The sequence below is a fragment of the uncultured Campylobacter sp. genome (assembly GCF_938030815.1).
In the GTDB taxonomy this organism is placed as follows: domain Bacteria; phylum Campylobacterota; class Campylobacteria; order Campylobacterales; family Campylobacteraceae; genus Campylobacter_B.
On sequence record NZ_CALHII010000128.1, the window covers coordinates 1 to 21,925 of the forward strand.

19 protein-coding genes are annotated in these 21,925 nt (G+C 45.9%); 16 read left to right on the top strand and 3 right to left on the bottom strand.

Annotation, left to right across the window (positions count from 1 at the left end; all coding sequences use genetic code 11):
• Positions 1 to 27 precede the first annotated feature (27 nt).
• Positions 28 to 861 carry a YihY family inner membrane protein gene (locus Q0277_RS04665; protein ID WP_297996057.1) on the bottom strand — a complete coding sequence of 278 codons (834 nt, stop codon included), beginning with the start codon at positions 859 to 861 and terminating at the stop codon, positions 28 to 30.
• A 227-nt stretch (positions 862 to 1,088) separates the two neighbouring features.
• Here Q0277_RS04665 and Q0277_RS04670 point away from each other — a divergent pair, with 227 nt between their 5' ends.
• The 15 genes from Q0277_RS04670 (at position 1,089) to tgt (ending at position 17,791) form a co-directional block, all read left to right on the top strand.
• Entirely contained in the window at positions 1,089 to 3,407 is a 2,319-nt protein-coding gene (locus Q0277_RS04670) for a TonB-dependent receptor (protein WP_297996087.1), read from the top strand.
• Between the two features lie 292 nt (positions 3,408 to 3,699).
• Entirely contained in the window at positions 3,700 to 5,118 is a 1,419-nt protein-coding gene (locus Q0277_RS04675; protein ID WP_297996059.1) for a TrkA C-terminal domain-containing protein, read from the top strand.
• A 42-nt stretch (positions 5,119 to 5,160) separates the two neighbouring features.
• Positions 5,161 to 6,192, top strand: a complete 1,032-nt coding sequence (gene aroB, locus Q0277_RS04680) for a 3-dehydroquinate synthase (protein WP_297996061.1) — start codon at positions 5,161 to 5,163, stop codon at positions 6,190 to 6,192.
• Positions 6,189 to 7,895, top strand: a complete 1,707-nt coding sequence (locus Q0277_RS04685) for a mechanosensitive ion channel family protein (RefSeq protein ID WP_297996063.1) — start codon at positions 6,189 to 6,191, stop codon at positions 7,893 to 7,895. The genes aroB and Q0277_RS04685 overlap by 4 nt, the downstream gene beginning before the upstream one ends.
• Positions 7,892 to 9,124, top strand: coding sequence for a tRNA (N(6)-L-threonylcarbamoyladenosine(37)-C(2))-methylthiotransferase MtaB (gene mtaB, locus Q0277_RS04690; protein ID WP_297941549.1), 1,233 nt, complete (start codon positions 7,892 to 7,894; stop codon positions 9,122 to 9,124). The genes Q0277_RS04685 and mtaB overlap by 4 nt, the downstream gene beginning before the upstream one ends.
• Positions 9,093 to 10,874 (top strand): AAA family ATPase, encoded by a 1,782-nt coding sequence (locus tag Q0277_RS04695; RefSeq protein WP_297996065.1) that lies wholly within the window; start codon positions 9,093 to 9,095, stop codon positions 10,872 to 10,874. Before mtaB ends, Q0277_RS04695 begins: the two co-directional genes overlap by 32 nt.
• A gap of 29 nt (positions 10,875 to 10,903) precedes the next feature.
• On the top strand, positions 10,904 to 11,431 hold the full coding sequence (gene mog, locus Q0277_RS04700) for a molybdopterin adenylyltransferase (RefSeq protein WP_297996067.1): 528 nt from the start codon (positions 10,904 to 10,906) through the stop codon (positions 11,429 to 11,431).
• Positions 11,432 to 11,496: 65 nt separating this feature from the next.
• Positions 11,497 to 11,814 carry an HMA2 domain-containing protein gene (locus Q0277_RS04705; RefSeq protein WP_297996068.1) on the top strand — a complete coding sequence of 106 codons (318 nt, stop codon included), beginning with the start codon at positions 11,497 to 11,499 and terminating at the stop codon, positions 11,812 to 11,814.
• On the top strand, positions 11,811 to 12,422 hold the full coding sequence (locus Q0277_RS04710) for a hypothetical protein (RefSeq protein ID WP_297996070.1): 612 nt from the start codon (positions 11,811 to 11,813) through the stop codon (positions 12,420 to 12,422). The genes Q0277_RS04705 and Q0277_RS04710 overlap by 4 nt, the downstream gene beginning before the upstream one ends.
• 95 nt (positions 12,423 to 12,517) lie before the next feature.
• Entirely contained in the window at positions 12,518 to 12,997 is a 480-nt protein-coding gene (locus Q0277_RS04715) for a hypothetical protein (RefSeq protein ID WP_297996072.1), read from the top strand.
• Positions 12,998 to 13,005: 8 nt separating this feature from the next.
• Entirely contained in the window at positions 13,006 to 13,323 is a 318-nt protein-coding gene (locus Q0277_RS04720; RefSeq protein ID WP_297996074.1) for a Cys/Met metabolism pyridoxal-phosphate-dependent enzyme, read from the top strand.
• A 3-nt stretch (positions 13,324 to 13,326) separates the two neighbouring features.
• The gene (locus tag Q0277_RS04725; RefSeq protein ID WP_297996076.1) at positions 13,327 to 13,812 is read left to right on the top strand and encodes a hypothetical protein; all 486 of its coding nucleotides are present in this window, start codon (positions 13,327 to 13,329) and stop codon (positions 13,810 to 13,812) included.
• A gap of 3 nt (positions 13,813 to 13,815) precedes the next feature.
• Entirely contained in the window at positions 13,816 to 15,897 is a 2,082-nt protein-coding gene (locus Q0277_RS04730) for a heavy metal translocating P-type ATPase (RefSeq protein ID WP_297996078.1), read from the top strand.
• On the top strand, positions 15,887 to 16,231 hold the full coding sequence (locus tag Q0277_RS04735) for a hypothetical protein (protein ID WP_297996080.1): 345 nt from the start codon (positions 15,887 to 15,889) through the stop codon (positions 16,229 to 16,231). Before Q0277_RS04730 ends, Q0277_RS04735 begins: the two co-directional genes overlap by 11 nt.
• 393 nt (positions 16,232 to 16,624) lie before the next feature.
• Positions 16,625 to 17,791, top strand: coding sequence for a tRNA guanosine(34) transglycosylase Tgt (gene tgt, locus Q0277_RS04740; RefSeq protein WP_297996081.1), 1,167 nt, complete (start codon positions 16,625 to 16,627; stop codon positions 17,789 to 17,791).
• Between the two features lie 676 nt (positions 17,792 to 18,467).
• Here tgt and Q0277_RS04745 read toward each other — a convergent pair.
• Both Q0277_RS04745 and glmS read right to left on the bottom strand, forming a co-directional pair.
• On the bottom strand, positions 18,468 to 19,601 hold the full coding sequence (locus Q0277_RS04745; RefSeq protein WP_297996083.1) for a hypothetical protein: 1,134 nt from the start codon (positions 19,599 to 19,601) through the stop codon (positions 18,468 to 18,470).
• Between the two features lie 60 nt (positions 19,602 to 19,661).
• Positions 19,662 to 21,479, bottom strand: coding sequence for a glutamine--fructose-6-phosphate transaminase (isomerizing) (gene glmS / locus Q0277_RS04750; protein WP_297996085.1), 1,818 nt, complete (start codon positions 21,477 to 21,479; stop codon positions 19,662 to 19,664).
• Positions 21,480 to 21,620: 141 nt separating this feature from the next.
• Here glmS and Q0277_RS04755 point away from each other — a divergent pair.
• Positions 21,621 to 21,925, top strand: a 305-nt coding sequence (locus Q0277_RS04755; protein ID WP_366517325.1) for a radical SAM protein, incomplete at its 3' end; no start/stop codon positions are given.

The following is a 21,925-nucleotide window of genomic DNA, read 5'->3' on the forward strand; positions in this document are numbered from 1 at the left end:
TAAAATTCGTTATGAAATTAAAAAATTTCAAGCGCTTTGTCGCTCGCCACCTCTTTTAAATTTAGCGTCCAAAAATACGCAGAATTTCACGCCGTATAGGTAGAAAATCCAGCTTATGTAGATCCACAGAAAGAAAAATAACGCGACCGAAAACGAGCCATAGATGCTAAGATAGGTTTTGTTATAAAAGACGTATTGCGCAAAAACCAGTCTTGAAAGCCACCATAAAATCGATGCTACGAGCGATGAGGCAAGCACTGCTTTTGCGCGGATCTCGCGGTTGATCGCCGTAGCATAAGTGATCGCAAAAATCCCCCAAACGATTAAGTAGGGTAGAATTTTAAGCAAATTTATCCAGCTCGTAAGCTCGGTTTTATTTAGTAGTTCCTGAAGCTCGCCGCTGATATAAAACGACGCTCCAAGCCCCACAGGAGCGAGCGTCATCAGCGTCCAGTAGGTGCTTAGACTCTTAAAAAAGCTCCGCTCGGGCGAATGTGAAATGCGCGCGATAATCGCTTCAAAGTCCCCGAAAAACAGCACCGACGTAACTAATACTGCGCAAAAGCCCGTTACGCCAAGGCTTAGGCCGTTAGCCATAAATTCTTCGATATAGTGTGCCATGCTCGCTTGATTTGCAGGCAGGAAGTTTGAAAAAATAAAGCCCATAATCTTGTCGTAGTAGCCTTTAAAGCTTGGTAGCTGCATAAAGACGCTAAGCGAAACCATCAGCACCGGCAGTAGCGCCAGAATCGTGTGAAAGCTAAGGCTTGATGCATGGTGCATGAGCTCGGCATCGTAGAGGCGGTGGAAGTTTTTAAGTCGGTTTTGTGCTTGCTTAAGCGCCGGTATTAGTTTTTTCATACGGGCGATTTTACATTAAAATTTTAGAATTTCATATAAATTTGCGCAATTTTTCTTTTGTATCTCAGTATATCGTCTATGAAATTTTAAACTGCAAAAATGCGACTACAAATATATAAATTTATATCTCGAATTTAGTCTAAATTTAGGAAAATTTTTCTAATATGCTAAAAAATAATATTAAATATATCCATAACGAAGGGAAAATAATGGAACGAAGGAAAACGATGAAATTTAAAATTTCATTAGCGGCATGTATGTGTCTGCTATGCAGCAGTTTGGCTGCAGTGCAAAGTGGCGGTAATTCTGCGCCTGAAAAATCGCAGAATATGGGCGTAATCGAGGTAAATTCCGTCGGCGATAATATCAGCGAGAGCGGCATCGACGAGGGCTTTTTGAGCAAAAACGTGCAGCAAGGCATGCTTGCTGGCAAGCGCGCTTTAGATCTTCCGTATCAGATCAACACGATCAGCAAGGAAATCATAAATCACCAAGGCGTCACCGGCTACGAGGAAGCGGTCAAATACTTCCCGTCCGCGCAGATTCAGATGCGCGGCGGCGCTACGGTCGGACGCCCGCAGACGCGCGGCTTTGAGGGCAGCGTCGTAGGCAACAGCTTCTGGGACGGCTTTTATACGATTTCGACGACGGCGATTCCGATGGCGATGTTTGAGAGCTTTCAAGTGCAAAACGGCGTCGCGGGCTCGCTCTACGGCGCGCAAAACCCGGTCGGGATTTTCAGCTACACGCGCAAGCGCCCCGTAAAAGATCAATACATAATTTGGGGCGATTATATGTCGCGAAGCAACCTAGGTCTTGGGCTTGATCTATCGAATAAATTTGAAAAATTCGGCTACCGCGCGGTATTTTACGGATCAAACGGCGACAGACAGCCTAAAGGCTCCAACCTTCAGCGCCGCCTAGCCAGCGTCACGATGGAATTTTATCCTACGGGCGATCTAATGTTTGAAACCGCGGCGAGCTACTATGAGCACAATACCAAGGGTTTTGCGGGGCAGTTTGCCTTAGGCGTTAAAGACGGCAAGATTACGGACGGAATTACGCTTCCAAGAGCAGTAGATTCCTCAGAACGCGGTCTTGGTCAGAGTTTCGGAGGCATGCATCTAAAAACCACTACCGCAAGCGCGAAATTTAAATTTACGCCTACCGATAAATGGTATTTAGAGGGCGGCTTTCAGTTTCAGCGCGCCGATCGCGACACTCACGGCGTCGTAAACTATTTGCTTCCCGAAGGATTTGATTGCGCGAATTATGCTGCTTTACCGAATAATAAAAAGCCTCCTATATGTGTAGCTAATCCAAACGCGAAATGGACGCAGCCGGGCGATTATTATACTCAACACAGCGGTGGTGCTATAGCAGCGTATAGATTTGATTTACCGAGCGGCTATCTTAAGGCAAACACGCAGTTTAATACGGGCGATATCGAACATGATTTCAGCGTGCAGACCAATGGCTATCACTGGACGCAGGATAGATATAAAAATGCGAGCACCAACTACACCTCGCCTACCATAGGCAATATATATGATCCTAAAATTCTAAATTACACCGGTGCTAGGCGCGGAAGCGGGCTGTATCACTACGCTGTTTTGGATATGTATAACGTCTCGGCGCTAGATGATATCACGATAAACGATAAATTTGACGTGATGCTAAGCGCATCTAAGGCGTGGATGAGACAGGAATCTTACGATGATCGCCAACAAAGACTTGTAAAAGCCTATAGCGATTCGGGCTATAGTTGGGCGGGCAGCTTGATCTTCCATCCGATAGAGGATGCCAGCATCTACTACACCTACGCAGATAGCTTGCAGCAGGGCTCTACATTTACTTATCCAACGAGCAGCCCGCACGCAGGTGAGGTTGCCTCTACGTCGCCGTATCGCTCCAAGCAGCATGAGATCGGCGCTAAGATCCGCGTAGCAGATATGATCGATTTTAGCGTAGCGTATTTCGATATACGTCGTCCGATCGCCTACTTAAATAGCTCTACCGGACGCTACGGCATAAACGGTGAGCAGCGCAACCGCGGATTTGAGTTTATGAGCGGCGGACGAATTACGCAAAATTTAAGCGTACTCGGAGGCTTTACCTACATCGATCCAAAGATGCATAACGTAAGCATCGCGGGCGCTAACCGCAAGGTCGTAAACGGCATTCCTAAACTAAACGCAAATTTAATGCTTGATTACGTGATCCCCGGCACCAATAAACTTGCGATCAGTACGAATTTCCACTACACCGGCAAGATGTATCTGGACGATCTAAATACCCAGAGCACTCCTAGCTTTTTCGTTACTGATCTTGGCATGAGATATACGAGCGAGCACCTTTTGGGCGATAAGACGACGCTGCGCTTCAACGTAAATAACGTATTTAACAAAAAATACTGGGCTGGAATGTATCCTGCTAGCGCTGACGGTGCGGGCGGACTTAACGTCGCTAGCGTGCTAGGCTCGGCAAACGGCGTAACGCTGGGTGAGAGCAGAAGCTTTATGCTCTCTGCGGAGGTGAAATTTTAAAATTTAGCGGGCTTAAAATTTCTACTTCAGCGGCGCGAATGGTTATAGCGCCGCTTTTAAATTTATGAAATTTTATCGCTCTAAGCAGCAAGACTAAATTTAACGAGGCTTGGTTTTAATATATTTTAAAATTTAAGCCTCGGATTTTGGAATTTTAAACATTGATTTTAAAATTTCGATCTTAAAATTTTAAGTCGCTGCGCCTAAGCTCGCCCGCAAAATTTATCCGCGCGCGGTTTAAAATTTAGCCGTTTTTGGTTATAATCTTTGCAAAACCACGAAACGGAGAGCAATGAAACAAGTTTTAATCATCGCAAGCGGAAAGTTTGCACGCCATTTTTTATCCAAAGTTTGTAAAATCAAAGATGTCATCAGATCATATCGCGTCATAGCTAAAAATACGGATGCCGTGCCCTCAGAGCTTGAAAACGAGTCAAATTTTTCAGTCGAGATTTTTGATCCTACTAGCATTGAGCGGCTACGCGTGGTGCTGGCAGGAGAGGAATTTGACCGCTGCATAGTGATAATGGAGGATGAATTTGACACTAAAGTAACGCTTGAAAATTTAAAGACGCTCGCTCCGGATTTAGAGCTTTACGTGGCCGATTTTTGGGGACTTTTGCGCGAAAATAAAAATGAAGCTCACGTAAAAATCGTAAATACCCTCGCGCTAAATTCCTCGCGCTTCATCGGCTTTTTGCCCGATAGCCCCGTTTTTGCTGATAACATTGGGCTTGGGCGCGGAGAGATAATGGAGGTAAAAGTGCCCGTAGGAAGCTCGTTTGCGTATAAAAAAATCAGTACGCTTTCTAATGTCAAATATCAAATTCCGATGATCTACCGTCACAATAATTACATCGTAACGACGCCCGGCTCGCGGATATATCCGAATGATACGATCTTGGTCGTTGGTGAGCCTAGCGCGCTGCGAGCGGTGTTTGCTGAAGTAAAAAAGCAAAGCGGGCAATTTCCATCTCCGTTTGGGCTAAATATTTTCGCGCTAATCGATATGAAAAAAATGAGCGGCGACGAGATAGCTAGGACGGTTAGGGCGCTTGAGTTTTTGGATTTGCATATTAGAAATCATAAAATTTATTTAAGAATTTTAAATCCTCTGCTAAACGACGCTTTTAGCCAGCTTAAAGCGCTGTGTGGGCGGGATAAATTTGAAATTCTCATCAATTACTCGGGCGAATTAAATTTAAAGCGCGACGTGAGCGAAAATAAAGCAGGCTTGGTAGTTTGCTCAAGCGGAGTTTTCGAGGCGAAAAAAGCAGCACTTAAAGCGCTTGAAATCCCCGTGCTAAGCCTTGGAGAGGGCGAGCTAAAAGATGTGCGTAAAAGTGTCGTGCTAAGTGCCGGCGAGCGGCTTCGCGAGGAATCAAGTATCGTCTTTGACATCAGCTCGCAGCTAGGGCTAGATGTGTATTTGTATCTTTTCGGCGAGAGCGAAAAGGGCGAGTTTGCGCAAAGCTACGTGAGCTTATCGAAGCTTTTTAAGCAGAGTTTATTCGTGATTCCTTGCGAGCGACAAAATCCGATTTTAGCGTTAGGCAGCGAGCGAGATCTGCTGCAGTTCGTGCCATTTAATGATAGAATTTTGGCGCGCAAGCTCACGTCGATTTTTAATCAGGATTTGGATCAAATGTATTTTAAACTCGGCAAAAATCATCAAATTTTCGTTCCGAGCGATTACGGGTATGAAAAGTAATCGAAATTTATGTTACAATTACCCAAAAATCAAAGGTAGCGTATGAAAATCGATCTTAATTTAGGTAAAAAATACAGCGTTTTTATCGACGAATTGCAAGAGATTAAACTCAAAGGCAAGGTAGCGATCATCACAAACCCCAAAGTAGGGGGGCTGTGGCTTGATTTCTTACTGCAGCGGCTAGATTGCGAGCAAAAATTTATCATCACGATCCCAGACGGCGAGGAGTATAAAAATACCGCGAGCGTGGAGCAAATCTTAGAGCAGCTTTTCAGCTCCAAGCTTGATCGCAAAAGCACGCTCATTGCTCTTGGCGGCGGCGTCATCAGCGATATAACGGGCTTTTGCGCGAGCATTTATGAGCGCGGTATCGATTTTATCAATATACCTACGACATTGCTAGCGCAAGTGGATGCAAGCGTCGGCGGCAAGACGGGCGTGAATAATCGCTTCGGCAAAAATTTAATCGGCTCCTTTTATCAGCCGCGCGCGGTTTATTGCGAGAGTAAATTTTTATCGACGCTTCCTGCGCGAGAGTTTGCCGCAGGCGTCGCAGAGGCGGTAAAGATGGCTGTATGCTTTGATGGCGAGCTGTTTAAATTTTTCGAGACGCACGATCTAAAAAGCGCCGATGAAATTTCGCATATAATCGCGCGCTGCATGGCTATCAAAGCTGACGTCGTAGCTCGCGACGAGCGCGAAAGCGGCGTGCGTGCAGTGTTAAACTACGGACACACCTTTGCTCACGCTATCGAAAAAATTACTGATTATAAAAAATTTTTGCACGGCGAGGCTGTGGCGATCGGAATGTCGATGGCAAATGCGCTAGCGCGTCGCCTCGGTAAACTAAGCGGCGAACAGGAGGAGCAGATCCGTAAAGTGCTTCAAAAATTCGCGCTTCCGATAAAATTCCACGTAGAGGATGCGGCGGAATTTTACGAGCTGTTTTTTCTCGATAAAAAAAGTGAAAACGGCAAGATAAAATTTATCCTGCCAGATGGCATCGGTAAATTTAGTATTGCCGATGATATAGACAAAGCCTCGGTAATAGCCACGTTAAGAGAGTTTGCATGAAAATAATCCTAGCCGTTTTTTTGATTTTTAGCCTTGGTTTTTGCGAGGGAAATTTTACGGCTGCAAATCCGAGCGCGCAGATCGGCTCCGGCGCGCCTCAAAACGACAAAAATCAGACGCAAAGCGCGGAGCTCGCTCCATCGCTAAAAGCTCAAATAAAAGCGATAGACGATGAGATCAAAAATAATATCTGGGTCTCGCGCTTTTCAAATTTCATCGGCTATCAAAATTTACAAAAGCAATCCAGCCAGCTCGAAGCGGAGCTAAAAAAGAGCGCCGGCACCGATAAGATCGCAGAGATTCAAAAAAGACTTCGCGCCGTAAAAGAGCAGCTCATACTGCTAAAAGAGTATGAAAAATCTCCGTTTTTAGATATCATCGCGATGCCTGAAACTCCCGAGCCTGCGCGCATTACAAATCCTTTTTCGATAATTTCAGGTTTTTCTACGATTAGAAATTTGCAAGCTCAAAAGATGGAGCAGAAAAACGCCATCGAAAATATTAAAGCTTTAATCGATAAACTTGAAGCAAAAAGGGCGCTATATGAGCGCTTGATGCAGATTGATACGGACGCAAGCGCTGCGGCGGAGCTTAAAAGCTTAGATTACGAGCTTAGCGAGTTTAGCTCCGCATATGAGATCGCGCAGACTACGTATGACGTTTACGAAAAAAAGATCAACTCCCAAATTGCCGTGCAGACCGCAGATATAAAAGCTCAAATCAAGCGCGCGGGAAATATTGCTGTATGGATACTCGTAGTCATTGCACTGTCGTTTTTATGCAAGGTAGTGGCGAAAAAATATATCAAAAACGACGAGAATTTTTATATCGTAAATAAAGCTATCAATGTTTTAAATTTCACGCTGATCGCGCTGATACTGCTCTTTTCTTACATCGAGAATATGACGCATTTCGTGACGGTTTTAGGCTTTGCCTCGGCAGGTCTTGCGATTGCGATGAAAGATATGTTTATGAGCTCCTTAGGCTGGCTTACGATTGTGCTTGGTGGCAGCTTTCGCGTGGGCGATCGCATAAGGGTGCATAAAAACGGCGAGACCTACGTAGGCGATATCATCGATATTTCAGTGCTTAGGATGACGATTTTTGAGGACGTCACTATGACTACGTGGAGAGAAAATAAACGCGCAGGCAGGGTAATTTTCATACCGAATAATTATATTTTTACCGATCTTATCTCAAACTACACCCATAGCGGACTTAAGACCGTCTGGGACGGCATCAGCATACTTTTAACATTTGATAGCAACCATAAAAAGGCGATGTATCTCATAAAAAACATCGTACGGAAGTATTCCAAAGGCTACACCGACATCGCCAAAAAGCAGATGGGCAAGCTTCGTTCGCAATACAGCATCAAAAATCCAAACGTCGAGCCTAGAATTTTTAGCTTTTTTGAGCCATACGGCATTGAAATTTCGGTTTGGTATATGACGAACTCTTACGCTACGCTCGGGCTTCGCAGCAACATCTCGGCTGAAATTTTAGACGCCCTAAGAAGCGAGCCCGACATCAAGATCGCCTATCCTGCTTATACGCTTTTTAACGGCAAAAATTATGCGGCTGCGGGCGGAAATTTTGCGGCGCAAGATCTCGGCTCCGAGCAGCAAGGCTCACAAAATTTAAACGCAGCGGCGCAGGGTGCGGGCTTTGCCGCAGGAAGCGGATCGGGGAGCGAAATTTGAAAATTTATTTTAAAACGTTTGGATGCCGCACAAATATCTACGACACGCAGCTTATCAAAAGCAATCTCAAATCGGGCGAGATCACGCACGACGAGCAGGGCGCGGACGTAGTCGTGATAAACTCCTGCACCGTTACGAACGGCGCTGACGCAGACGTGCGAAACTACGTAAATAAGATGAACCGCCTCGGTAAAAAGATATTGCTAACCGGCTGCGGCGCGGTTTCGCGCGGCGAGGAGCTGTATAAAAGCGGCGCGGTCTTCGGCGTGTTCGGGATGTCGCAAAAGGAAAAAATCGACGAGTTTTTGGGCTTGGAGTCGAAATTTTACGATATCGGCGATCTAAGTAGCGTCGAAAAAAGCTTAGTAAGCGACTACGAGGATCACACCAAAGCCTTTATTAAAATTCAAGAAGGGTGCGATTTTAACTGCAGCTACTGCATAATCCCCTCGGTGCGCGGCCGCTCGCGCAGCAGCTCTGAAGACGCGATCTTAAAAGAGGCGGCGAGCCTTGCCGCAAACGGCTTTAGCGAGATCGTGCTAACGGGCACCAATATCGGAAGCTACGGCAAAGCCATGGGCACGAGCCTGGGCGCGCTGCTTCAAAAACTGGGCGCGATACGCGGAATTCGACGCATTCGCCTAGGCAGCATCGAGCCCTCGCAGATCGATGCGAGCTTTCGCGAAATTTTATCCGAGCCCTGGCTGGAGCGGCATCTGCATATCGCGCTTCAGCACACTTCGCAAAAGATGCTTAGCATAATGCGCCGCCGAAATTCCGCGCTAAGGGATTTGGAGCTTTTTTGCGAGCTTGCGGAGCGCGGGTTTGCGCTGGGGACAGACTTTATCGTCGCGCATCCGGGCGAAAGCGAAGAGATTTGGCTCGAAGCGGTAGAAAATTTCAAAAAATTTCCGCTCACGCATCTGCATGCTTTTATCTTTTCGCCGCGGCAAGGGACCGCCTCGGCATCGCTAAAAGGCCGCATAGACGGCAAAACGGCGAAGGCGCGGCTGAAGATGCTGCAAAACATAACGGCGCTGAATAATTATAAATTTCGCCTCTCGCACAAGGTGCCGCTAAATGTGCTGATCGAGCGGAAAAACGGAGAGTTTTATGAAGGATATGATCAATTTTATGATAAAATTTGGATCAAAAGCGATGAGGATTTGTCGAAAAAATGGATGGAGATAAGAGATTATGAGGTTAAATTTGATGGAAATTTTGCATAAAATCAAAAAAAGCAAGCTAAATATAATTTTGATTTTTTTAGTGCTGCTTATCGTTTTGCTCTCGATCGTTTATTTTAAAGATGATTCGCGATACATCACCGAGCGCGAATTTAGCGAGCTAGTCCGCGCAGATCAGATCAAGCGCGCGCATATCGAGGACGGCAATTTAAATTTTACCTACGACGGCAAACGCTATAAAATTTTAGTCGATCTCGTAGATCTTAAGGAGCTATCAAATCACGCTCTAATCAGCAAAGAAAAGGATGATGGCACGAGCGGTATTAGCGCGATTTTGGTAATTTTTACATTCGCATTTTTTCTCTTCGTATATTATTTTGAAACCGTTTTGGCTAGACGCCGCAAGATGGACGGCGCCGCGCGTCAGAGCGCTAGCGCAAGCGGCGATCTCGGCGATCTTTCGCCAAGCGTTAGCGACGTGAGATTTAGCGACGTCGCGGGCATCAGCGAGGTTAAGGACGAACTCATAGAGATCGTAGATTTTTTAAAAAATCCCGCAAAATACCGAAATTTCGGCATCAAGCTGCCGAAAGGAATTTTAATGATCGGCGAACCCGGCGTCGGTAAAACGCTTATCGCAAAAGCCGTGGCCGGCGAGGCGGACGTGCCGTTTTTTTACCAAAGCGGCGCAAGCTTTGCCGAGGTCTTTGTAGGCGTCGGCGCTAGGCGGGTTCGCGAGCTGTTTGCGAAGGCTAAATCCTGTGCGCCCGCGATTATTTTTATCGACGAGATCGACGCGGTCGGCGGCAAGCGCGGTATCGGGCGCAACGACGAGCGAGAAGCGACGCTAAATCAGCTGCTGACCGAGATGGACGGGTTTGAGGAAAACAGCGGCGTGATGGTAATCGGCGCAACCAACAAAATAAATTTGATCGACGACGCGCTTCTGCGCTCGGGGCGCTTTGATAGGCGCGTTTTTATCGGGCTTCCGAACTACAAAGACCGCATCGAAATTTTAAAAATTTACCTCGAGGGCAAAAGGTGTAGCGCAAATATCAACAAAGTAAGCCGCCTGTGCGTGGGCTTTAGCGGCGCTGGAGTAGCGACGCTGGTAAATGAAGCGGCGATCAACGCTCTTAAGCGCGGCAGCGATACGATCGAGCTTAGCGATTTTGAAAACGTGCGAATGAGGGTCTTTTACGGCGTGCAAAAAAGTAGAATTCTAACTGAATACGAAAAGGAGATCCAGGCGTTCTATCAGGGCGCAAAGGCGCTTAGCGCGTATTGGTATTCGTTTGATTTCGAAAAGATCGAGCTTTTAAACGATAAATTTTTAAACGAGGATTTCGAGATCGAATCCAAAACGCAAATTTTAAATCAAATCAAAGTGCTTTTAAGCGGCATGGCGGCGCTACAGATCCATAAAAACGACGCTTTTTCAAATTCCGCTAGTGACGTAAAGCAGGCTATCGCGCTGGCGCAAAAGATGGTTTTTGAGCTCGCGATGGGCGATAGTTTCACTCCTAGCGCGCAGAGCGTGAATAAAATTTTGCAAGATTGCTACGACGAGGTAAGCGAGATAATCCGTACGATGCAGGATAAGCTAAATCAAATTTCAAAGCAAATTTTCGTCTATGAGTTCATAACTTTCGAGGATGTTCAAAAGATCTGCGAATCTGATGGTGTGGAGCAAGAGGGCGCTTCTGCGCAGGAGCAAAATTTGCAAAAGCTGGAAAAAGATAGCGAAAGCTCTGAAGAAAAGCCGCAAGACGGCACGCTAAATTTTGATTAAATTTTAAAATTCCAATAAAGGAGAGGAAAATGGTAAAAATAGGTGTTTTAACGATAAGTGATCGCGCTAGTGGTGGCGTTTACGAGGATTTAGGAGGCAAAGAAATAATTGCCGTGATGGATGATTGGCTAACTTGCGAGAAGCAGTATTTTTATGAAATAGTTCCAGATGAGCTAGAGCTGATCAAAGATAAGCTGATTTATCTTTGCGATGAAGCAGGTTGTGATTTGGTGCTAACCACGGGCGGTACGGGTCCTGCTCCGCGCGATGTAACGCCTGAAGCGACCGAAGCGGTAAGTGAGAAATTAATGCCAGGCTTTGGCGAATTAATGCGCGCAGAGAGCCAAAAGATCGTGCCTACGGCAATTTTATCTCGCCAGATAGCAGCGATCCGCAAAAAATCTCTGATTATAAACTTACCAGGCAATCCAAAAGCGATTAAAGAATGCCTTTTGCCGGTATTTCCTGCCGTGCCGTATTGTATTGATTTAACGGAAGGAAATTACATAACAGCGGATGAAAATAAGATAAAAATATTTCGCCCTAAACGCAAATAATTCGCAAAATTTAGCAGGAATTAAATGATTTATGATATTATTTGGATGCAAATTTAAGGAAAAATATGAAAATAAATCACAACGATATTTTGGAATTTCATAAATATTTTAGCAAAATCAGCCACAGCAAAGGTCGTATTCGTATCCGCGTAAGTCCCAAAATTAGGGAGTTGCGAGATAGCGTGAGCGAGGAGAACCTGAAGGCTAAAATAGCTGCAATTCGCGGGATAAAAGAGTATAAATTTAACTCTCTAATCGGCTCGCTGACGATTCATTACGACGAAAGCGTTTTTCCGATGCACCTTTGGGAGCAGTTTTTAAGCGGCATCAGTTCGCCTGAGCTAGTAGCGCTTGTAAATTCCAATATAGAGGCGATTTCTTGAGCGAAGAAGCATTACGTAGTACTAAAAAATCGCGCAAAATTTTTAATAAATCTCGGAATTTAAATGAGGCACAAATTGCAGATATCGCTCTTTTGCTTGAAAAAGAGGCGCAAATTTTTCAGTTTTATTCGCTGGGTGCAGTTAAATTTCAAGATAAAAAGTTAGGAGAAATTCTATCTTTACGAGCCGAATTACTTGAGCGGATGCTAGATTTTGCAAATTCTTGTGGGCTTGGTGCTACGCCTCCTGAAAATAGCAGTGAGGCACTGGTTGCAAAAGGTATGAATGAGTTTTTGGCTTCGGCACTTTTGATAGAAAAAAGCTCTATGATGTTTTATGACGATCTAATTAATTCGTGCAATAACGCGGAATTTAAAGAGCTGCTATATAAGGCGCAGGCGGTTTCGTATAATGAAATTTTGCCGATTTTAAAGAAACTGAATTTTAAATACGAGGCTGATTTAAATTCTTTGAATTTCGCTGATTTATTAAATGAAATTTTAAAAAATCCGCAGGGATTAGAGCGGATATTTCAAAAATACGATTTGCAAAATATCTTAAATAGTGCATTTTCCAATTTAATTAAAGGAATTTTGCAGAAAAATTAAATTAGGATTGCAAAAATCTAAAAAAGTCGCTATAATATCAAAATCTATGTAAAGTTGATAAAATGGCTTTATAATCTTAACACAAGGAGAATGAAATGCCGATCCCATTTCTAGCAGGTTTTGCGCTTGGTTGCGCGGCGGTTTACGCTTATAACAATCGAGATAAAATCAAAGAAGGTGCGAATAAAATCGTAAGTAGCAAAAGCGTCGAGGAGCTAAAAAATAGCGTCAAAGGCGGAGCGGAAAAATTAAGCAAAAAATCAAAAGAAATTTTTGCGGAAGCCAAAGAAGGTCTAGACGATGTCGCTGAGGCGGTAAAAAGTAAAAGAAAGTCTGGCGGTAAAAAAGCTGCGACAAGTAGCGATAGCACTGCAAAAAAAACCAGAAAAAAGCCGGGACCAAAACCTGGATTTAAAAGAACTAAAAAATCCACCGCGAGCGCTAAGACTGGCGAAACACCGGCAGGTGAGACATCTGCAGCATCTACTACTCCACTTAATATCCCGCAGATCGTAAAAATGGACGATAATTCTTCGGCTAAATTTACGTCCGCAGACGATAAATCAGAAAAATAGAGGCCTAAATGAATAGATCACTTACGACACAGCGTTCTCCGCTGGATCACGTTTTAAGCGGCGCTATAGCGGGGGCGATCGGCGGTTGCGCCGTAGAGCTTGTTAAAGCAAAAGAAGGCAAAAGCAAATCTAAAGCGATTCGCGATGCGCTAGATATTGCGCTAAGCGGCGGTATCATCGGCGGCGGCGCGATTTACAGTGCAAATAAGCTCGTACAAGGCGAGTATCTACGCGCAGCGGCAGGCGTCGCAGTATGCGTAGGCGCGCTCATTGCGGGACCGGTATGCCTGAATGAGCTGCGGGTAGAAATTTTATTCTTAAGGTAGGCGATGAGTAATCCGTATATCACAAAAAAAGATTTGAAAGAAATTCTAGACGATTACGATTTTGGTGGCAATAAATATGCTAGCGGCTCTACGGGTAGCTTTGCCGGCGATGATAAGCTTGGCGGTTGGGCTAAATGGATAAATGAGCGGGTAAATTCTGCACCTTTTAACAGCTCTGCTTCCAGCAATAATTCGGACAATAAAGATTCTGCCACTCAAAGTTCAAGCGATGTAAATTCTACTCAGGGCTCCGCTTTCGGTGGAATTTTTAATTCCTTGGGTGGCAGGCAAAACGCGAACGGCTTATTTGGTAGCAACTCATTTATCACAGGCATCGTTCTGGGGGCCGCAGCGACCTATTTTCTCACTGACGAAAACGCGCAAAAAAAGCTTTTTAAGCTCATTGCAAAGGGTACCGAGATGTTTCAGATGGGCGTTGAAGAGATGAAGGAGCGATTCGAAGACGCCAAGGCAGAGATGCAAGAGTAGTCGATGCAAAATTTTAAAATTTTACATGAGACCAAAACTAGACTACGCATAAAGGTCGCGGGCTTTAAAGGGCTCGATACGAGCGCGCTGCAAAAAGCTGCTGCGAGGCTTGAAGGCGTAACGGAAGCTAGATTTAACGCTAAAATCGGCTCTTTGATCCTTAAGCTTGACGCGGGTGCGAATAGGGCAGGAATTCTAAAGCAGCTTGCGGCTTTAAATTTAAGCGAGCTAAAATCAATTATCCCCACTAGCCATAAAAATTTACCGAGCAAAAACGAATTTATTTTAGCGCTTCTTGCGTTGGGCGGAAATTTAATCTTTCGCACTTCGCCTTTAGCGCGCGCATTTAGCATCGTGGCGTGCATGCCTATCTTAAAAGAGGGTATTAAAGAAAGCTTCCGTCACGGGCTTACTTCAAAGGGCTTGGAAGCTGCTGCTGTTGGGATTTCGCTCGCGCGCGGAGATATCTTTGCTGCAAACAGCACCAATACGATGCTTGCTCTTGGCGAATATATGGAGGAGAGCACCGTTTATAAAAGCGACGATCTGATCCGCGAGCTCGCTCGCCCGGACATCGCCGAGGCGTGGGTCGAGATAGATCAAAACGGCAAAAAGACTGAGGTCAAAATCGCAACTTCTAAGCTAAAAGTAGGCGACATCGTGGTCGTGGGCGCAGGCGACGTCATAGCTGTGGACGGGCACGTCGTAAGCGGCGAAGCGATGATAAATCAAGCCAATATGACGGGTGAATCGGTCGCTGTGAAAAAATCTCGCGGCGATAGCGTGCTAAGCGGCACGATCGTAGAGGAGGGCAGGATCCGTATCTGGGCGGAAAATGTCGGCGAAAACACCTCCACGCAGCGCATCAAGCACTACATTACGGCGTCGCTGAATGAGCGCTCCAGCATTGGCATGCATACGACACACCTGGCCGACAAGCTCGTGCCGGTGACCTTCGGGCTTGCGGGCGTCTCCTATCTGATAAATCGAAATTTTATGACCGTAGCTTCGGTGCTGCAAGCGGACTACTCGTGCGCGCTTAAGCTGCCTACGCCGGTTGCTTTTAAGTCGAGCATTTCAAAGGCAGGCAAGAACGGGATTTTGATCAAAGGCGCCAAGGCTCTTGAGTCGCTTGCGGCTGCCGACACCTTTGTATTCGATAAGACGGGCACGCTTACGTACGGTAACCTGGAGGTCGCCGAGATCATATCATTTGACGAGCGCTTTAGCAAAAACGATATTTTAAATTTAACCGCGAGCGCCGAGGAGCATTACTTTCACCCCGTAGCCGAGGCGATCGTGGATGCGGCTAAAAAGCACGGTTTTATACACAAACACCACGACGAGGTGGAATTCGTCGTCGCCCACGGCGTCAAAACCAGCATCGAGGGCAAAAAGCTCATCATCGGCTCGCGCCACTTCCTGGAGGATGACGAGATGATCTCGTTCGCGGCGCATGAGCAGACCATCGATCTTGCGATGCAAAAGGGGCTCGCGCTGCTTTACATCGCATTTGACGGCAGACTTTTGGGGCTCATCGGACTTAGAGACGAAGTGCGCGCAAACGCCCGCGCCGTCATCGCTAGGCTCCGCGAGTTGGGCGCTAAACAGATCGTCATGCTAAGCGGCGACGTGAAATCAAAAGCCCGCGCCGTAGCCAAAAAGCTCGGCGTAGATCGCTATTACGGTGAGCTGCTGCCGACGCAAAAGACAGAAATCTTAGAGCAACTCAAAGCCGAGGGGCGGAAGGTAGTCTTCGTGGGCGACGGCATAAACGATGCGCCGAGCCTGATGAAGGCGGACATCGGCATCAGCATGCTAAACGGCGCCGAGATCGCCAAGGCTTCCGCGCAGATCGGGCTTTTGAAAAACGACATCGAGGGCGTCGCGCAGGTAAAGGCGCTGGCCAACGACACGCTGCGGCTCGTAAATCGAAATTTTAACGCCACCGTAGGGATAAATTCGATCATTTTATTTTTGGCGACTTTCGGCGCGCTAAGTCCCGTAGCTACGGCGCTGCTGCATAACGGCACGACGATAGGACTACTACTGAATTCCATCAAAGGGGTAAAATTTGAGTATTGAAGATAAAATTTTGGATCTAAATTTTCAGCGCAAAGCGGCTAAAGTGACGCTGGGATTGAGTATGGGTATCACGGCTCTAACCGCGCTGAATATGAACTCGCGTATGTCGCAGCTGCATAAAGTTTCGGGTGCAGTGATGCTGGCAAGCGCGATTTGGCACGCTAGCCTTTACGGCTCGCCATACAGCGAGTTTTTGCAAAATAGAAAAGCAAAGAGTAGGGGCAGAAAGAGATCCGTAGCAAATTTAGCCTTGGAAAATCTTCCGGACGGCAAAAGTACGTCAGTAAAAAGCGCTCCCGCAAAAAGAAAGCCTCGCGCGCGCAAAAGCGCCTAGCGGCATAGCGCGTCGCGGCTTTTGAAAGTGAAAGGATAGAAAACTCTAAAGCCGCTAAATTTCTTTAGACGCAGCCGCCTAATAAGATTCCGTAAGCGGTCAAATTTGCACCGTTTGCGGCTAAATTTACTATCAATAAATCTCACTCGTAAATTTAATCGAATTTGTATTTTTAAATTTTGCAGTCATAGCTCCGCTTGTAAATTCTACGTTTCGCAGTTGCGGCGGCTCCGCTACTTAAATTTTAATCCGCAAACGCTTCATAATATCCTCAAATTTGCCAGCCTTTACCTGCCGCAAATTTAAATTTCGCTACAATCGCTTTTTAAAATTTTGCGCCGAATGTGCGTAAAGAGGCTAAAAAGCCAAAAAAGCTAAATTTAAAGGATCAAGATGGATTTTCAAATAGACGCCGCGGACGGCGCGGCGCGCGCCTGCACGATCCGCACGGCGCATAGCACGATCCACACCCCCGTTTTTATGCCGGTCGGCACCGTGGGCGCGGTCAAGGCGCTCGATGCGACGGACGTAGAGCAGCTTTTAGGCGCGCAGATCATCCTTGCCAACACCTATCATATGTATCTGCGCCCGGGCTCGCGGGTAGTGGCGGAGTTCGGCGGGCTGCACGGATTTACGAAATTTCCTCGCAGCTTTCTGACCGACAGCGGCGGCTTTCAGGCTTTTAGCCTGCGCGCAAACACCAAAAACGACGAGGGTGGCATAAAATTTAAAAGCCACATCGACGGCAGCATGCATTATTTCACGCCGCGCTCGGTGCTGGATACGCAGTATGAGCTAAACTCCGATATTATGATGATTTTAGACGATTTGGTGGAGCTGCCGCGCGAGCCGGGCGCATTGAGCTGCGATGATAGATCGCGGCTTAAAAAGCGGATCGATCTAAGCGTCGCGCGCACGATAAAATGGGCTCGCGAGGCGATAGATTATCGCGAGACCATGAAATCTCGCGGCCTGCACACGCATCAAAACATCTTCGGTATCATCCAGGGCGGCACCGACCCGCAGGCGCGCAAATTTTGCGCCGAAGCGCTGTGCGAGATGAGCTTTGACGGGCTTGCGATCGGAGGGCTCAGCGTGGGCGAGAAAAACGAGCTGATGTACGAAACCGTCGAGGCTATGATGCCATACGTCGATGCGGCGCGCCCGCGATATTTGATGGGGGTCGGCACGCCCGAAGATCTCGTCGAAAACGTCGCTCGCGGCGTGGATATGTTCGACTGCGTGATGCCTACGCGCAATGCCCGCAACGGCACACTATTTACAAGCTTCGGCAAGATCAGCATCAAAAACGCGGGCTTTATCAGCGATCACGATCCGATCGATCCGCACTGCGACTGCTACACGTGCAAACGCTTCAGCCGCGGCTACCTAAATCATCTATTTCGCGCGCGCGAGCTTAGCTTTTACCGCCTCGCTAGCATTCACAATCTACACTTCTACCTGCGCCTTGCCGCAGATATGAGAGAGGCGATAATGTGCGGGCGGTTTGCTGAGTTTAGGCGGGAATTCTACGCCGCACGAAACGGGGCGCGAGATTAAATTTCAGCAGTCGAGGGCACGGAATTTAGCGCGGTAGTTAAATTTAGCTGCGGTGACTGATGAAATTTTATACGGCGCGCGGACGGCTAAATTTAAACGTGACAAAATTTGGGCAGTGAAATTTTAAGAGCTGCGTAGCGTGGAGCTTGTAGTTTTAAATTTCGCACTTAAGCTTTGGCATCAATTAGAATTTTATTTCGGCAAAATTTTATTATGATAGAGTTATGTCTTGGAATTTCGCCGTAGAATGCGATGTGAAATTTAGCTTTGAATTTCGCGCCGAATTGCGTGGATAAAATTCTGCTTTGATATGCGTTGAGCGCGCGAGATTTAAAGATGGAATTTAGCGGTGGGATTTTACAGACGCGATGTAAAATTACTATGGCTTTTATCAAATAAAAGAGAACATTGCATCGAAATTCGCAGTATTGGTGTATTTTTGTAAGCGTGCATTAACGCGTATAAAAGACATATATTGCTTTAGGGCGTGCGATCTGCGCCTACAATTGCGGAATTTTATTGCGATAAAATTTTAATGCGGTAGAATTTTACTTTGATAAAGTTCAAATCCCCGTTAAATTCTGTTGTCGTGCTAAATTTTGCGATGAAATTTTGAGTGGAATTCTATCGTAGTAAAATTTCATCATAGCGAGATTTGCAGTAAAATTTTGTAAAATTATTTTTTGATTCGTCTTAGCATACAAAATCCAAGGAAATAAAGTGGCGACATAACGATAAAAATTATGATGTATCTCCACGCTGTGCTCGCAAAAAATAGCCCCGTAAGCTCCATAAATTTCATCGACGCGCCAGTATAGCGGTCGCCGATGCCGATGAAAATAATCGCCGCGAGCTCCACAAACAGCGCAGGAGCAAATAGGATCGAGCCTGCGGTTTTGAAAAACATAAATGCAAAAGCCTTGAACTTATAATAAAACGAAATGAGCCCAAATCCGATCACACCGCAGATGAAAATCTGCTCTAACTCATCCAGCCCTAGGCTCTTATCCTGCAGGATTGTAGAGATGACGCACAGGATGATAAAGACGTTGTAATTCGCCATTTGACGCATTGGGTATTGATCGTGCGTCGCTATGGAGAGTAGGTTCATCGCGCGGTTAAGCGGCAGCAGATAAAATAGCGCAAAACTAAGGAAAATCAGCAGATCCATTACCATATAAACCGTGTCTTGATTGACGTAGTCTTGGATCTGTGAAAAAGATAGAAATATGCTTGCGATTTGCGAGCGGAATATCAAAATAATGACTATCGGCACTATGGGCAGGATTATGGATTTAAGCCCTTCCTTGCGGATAGATGAAGTATAAATTTTACTCTCGACACTTTGCGTAGTGCGCAGATCGTCCGTTTGGACGAACTCAAATCCAAAGAATTTCGGTTTTTTTGCACTCGTAGGCTTGGCTTTGCGGTTAAATTTAAATTTATTAAATTTTTTTGCGACCTTCGTTTCTTTTACGGCAGATATATCGTTTGCGATATTTTCGGTAGAGCTTTGAAAGGAAGGTGCTTCGGATATATTATTTTCTGTAAAATCCTTATCGCCAAAAATTTCATTGTTTTGCTTTGCAGATTCTTTTGGCTGTGGGGCTACTTTTTGCGCTACGCGGTCTTTGGATTTAGAGCCCTCGACGCGCTTTATATTTATCGCGCTGGATGCTAGCGTGTCGAAGCTTACCTCATCGCCGTCGGTTAGGCTAGGATCGCGCTCGCCTAGCATTTCGTAGCTATACTCGACCCCGCCCGTGGCGACTATGACATTTTCACCTCTAATAAATCCGATAAGTCTCATATACTAACATTCCCCGATTTTTTAATGAGAAATATTAGTCAAAATGAACTTAAAAAACGATTATTCTACGGTCACACTTTTGGCTAAATTCCGCGGCATATCTACGTCGTTGCCAAGTCTGACGGAGATTTCAAGAGCTAGAATTTGTAAAATTATCATCATCTCAAAAAACTCGCTCATCGCGTGACTCTGCTCGCTCGTTTTGATAAAATCATCCGCGACCTCGGGCTCTTCGGGGCTGATCGCCAAGATATACGCATCGCGTGCGGCAAGCTCTTCGACATTGCTTTTCGTTTTTTCGTAGAGCAAATGCTTTGGCATCAGCGCAACCGTAAAGAGATTAGAATCGGCAAGCGCGATCGGTCCGTGCTTCATCTCGCCGCTTGGATAGCCTTCCGCGTGCAGATAGGAGATCTCTTTGAGCTTGAGCGCGCCCTCAAGAGCGAGCGGATAGAAAATATCGCGCCCGATAAAGAAAAAGCCGTGTCCGTGCAGATAGTGCTTACTCATGCGGTAAATTTTATCCTGCAAGCCGTCTTTGATCTTTAAAATTTGCGGGATATGAAGCATCGCTGAAATTTCAGCGGAATTTATGCGCGCCGAGATGACTTCGCGCAGATTTGCAAGATACACGACGAACATCCATAGCACCATAACCTGTGTCGCAAAGGCCTTCGTAGATGCCACACCCTTTTCGATGCCTGCGCGGGTGAGGATCACGCTGCCCGCCATGCGCACGATCGAGCTATTATCGACGTTGCAGATCGCAAGCGTTCTAAGACTGGCTTTTTTAGCGATATGCAGCGCCTCTAAGGTGTCAGCGGTCTCGCCACTTTGCGAGATCACGATAAATAAGGAATTCTTGTTTAAAAAGGGTTCTTTATAGCGGAATTCGCTGGCGACTTCCACTTTCGTGCGGATTTTAGCGATGCGCTCAAAAAGATACGAACTTACGAGTGCGGCGTGATAGCTTGTGCCGCAGGCGCATAGCACGACCTCGTTGATACCCTCAAACATCGCCGCATCAAGTTCGTCAAATTTTATCTTGCCGCCCTTGATCACGCGTCCCATCATCGCTTCGGTTACGACTTGCGCTTGCTCGTAAATTTCTTTTTCCATAAAAAATCTAAAACCCTCTTTTTGCGCATAGCCTTTATCTTTCGGAAGCTCACTAAAGGCGCAATTATGCGGTTTAGAGTTTTTAAAAACGTCGATTTGTCCAAGCTTGGCAACGCCGTAAATTTGATCGTCCAGATACGCAGCCGTATTCGCAAGCCCGATGAGCGGAGCGTCCGAGGAGCTAAAGAAAATTTCGTTTTTATCGTTTTTTGCGACGATGAGCGGAGCTGCGTTTTTAGCAAAGAAAATTTCGCCGGGTGCTGCCTTGGTGATTAAAAGCGTAGCGTATGCGCCTTTTAGTCGTTTAATTGTAGCTTCATATGCCTTAAATGCGTCGTTACTAGCCTTGAAATTTTTTTCAAAAAGATGCACGATTACTTCGGTATCGGTCTGGCTTAAAAATTTCACGCCATCCGCTTCGAGCTCATCTTTTAGCTCGATGTAGTTTTCGATGATACCGTTATGCACGACGAAGCTAAAATCCCCAAAATGCGGATGCGCGTTAAGCTCGGTAGGCTTTCCGTGCGTCGCCCAGCGAGTATGCCCGATCGCAACGCCAAAGCCTTGCGAAGTGAAATCTTTCATCTTTTCTTCGAGATTATTTAGCTTGCCGACCGCTTTGAAATATTTGATATTGGCGCTCTCGTCCATAACGGCAAGGCCCGCGCTGTCGTATCCTCGATATTCGAGTTCTTTCAGTCCGTTTATTATGATTTTTTTCTTTTCGGCGTTTCCTATGTAGCCCACGATTCCACACATTTTGCTTTCCTTATTTAAAATTTGGCGCCCATTTTACTACGCTATTTTAAATTAACGAAATTCGGCTCTAAATTTAGTCCGCTTATCCGTTTTGTAAGCAAAAAATTATATAATTAGCACAAAATTTGGCTTGGGAAATCGATGGAAATTTTAGAAAAACTACAAAGCGGCGAGAGATTAAATTACGAAGACGGCGTGAAGTTATGGGATTTGGACCTTTTCGATCTGGGCAAATTCGCCCTTGCTATTCGCAAAGAAAAAAACGGCAAAAACGTCTATTTCAACGCAAATCGCCATATCAATCCTTCAAATTTATGTGCAGATACCTGTAAATTTTGCGCATTTTCGGCGCACCGCAAAAACGAGAACGCCTATACGATGAGCGATGATGAGATCATGCGTATCGTGGACGAGACGGTGGCGCGCGGTACGAAGGAGATTCATAT

Excerpts from the sequence above, each read along its gene's own strand:
- mog (WP_297996067.1), top strand. The coding sequence starts at position 10,904 with ATGGTAAAAATAGGTGTTTTAACGATAAGTGATCGCGCTAGTGGTGGC.
- Q0277_RS04675 (WP_297996059.1), top strand. The coding sequence starts at position 3,700 with ATGAAACAAGTTTTAATCATCGCAAGCGGAAAGTTTGCACGCCATTTT.
- Q0277_RS04705 (WP_297996068.1), top strand. The coding sequence starts at position 11,497 with ATGAAAATAAATCACAACGATATTTTGGAATTTCATAAATATTTTAGC.
- aroB (WP_297996061.1), top strand. The coding sequence starts at position 5,161 with ATGAAAATCGATCTTAATTTAGGTAAAAAATACAGCGTTTTTATCGAC.
- tgt (WP_297996081.1), top strand. The coding sequence starts at position 16,625 with ATGGATTTTCAAATAGACGCCGCGGACGGCGCGGCGCGCGCCTGCACG.
- Q0277_RS04725 (WP_297996076.1), top strand. The coding sequence starts at position 13,327 with ATGAGTAATCCGTATATCACAAAAAAAGATTTGAAAGAAATTCTAGAC.
- Q0277_RS04665 (WP_297996057.1), bottom strand. The coding sequence starts at position 861 with ATGAAAAAACTAATACCGGCGCTTAAGCAAGCACAAAACCGACTTAAA.
- Q0277_RS04745 (WP_297996083.1), bottom strand. The coding sequence starts at position 19,601 with ATGAGACTTATCGGATTTATTAGAGGTGAAAATGTCATAGTCGCCACG.
- Q0277_RS04670 (WP_297996087.1), top strand. The coding sequence starts at position 1,089 with ATGAAATTTAAAATTTCATTAGCGGCATGTATGTGTCTGCTATGCAGC.
- Q0277_RS04730 (WP_297996078.1), top strand. The coding sequence starts at position 13,816 with ATGCAAAATTTTAAAATTTTACATGAGACCAAAACTAGACTACGCATA.
- Q0277_RS04720 (WP_297996074.1), top strand. The coding sequence starts at position 13,006 with ATGAATAGATCACTTACGACACAGCGTTCTCCGCTGGATCACGTTTTA.
- Q0277_RS04715 (WP_297996072.1), top strand. The coding sequence starts at position 12,518 with ATGCCGATCCCATTTCTAGCAGGTTTTGCGCTTGGTTGCGCGGCGGTT.
- Q0277_RS04695 (WP_297996065.1), top strand. The coding sequence starts at position 9,093 with ATGAGGTTAAATTTGATGGAAATTTTGCATAAAATCAAAAAAAGCAAG.
- glmS (WP_297996085.1), bottom strand. The coding sequence starts at position 21,479 with ATGTGTGGAATCGTGGGCTACATAGGAAACGCCGAAAAGAAAAAAATC.
- Q0277_RS04685 (WP_297996063.1), top strand. The coding sequence starts at position 6,189 with ATGAAAATAATCCTAGCCGTTTTTTTGATTTTTAGCCTTGGTTTTTGC.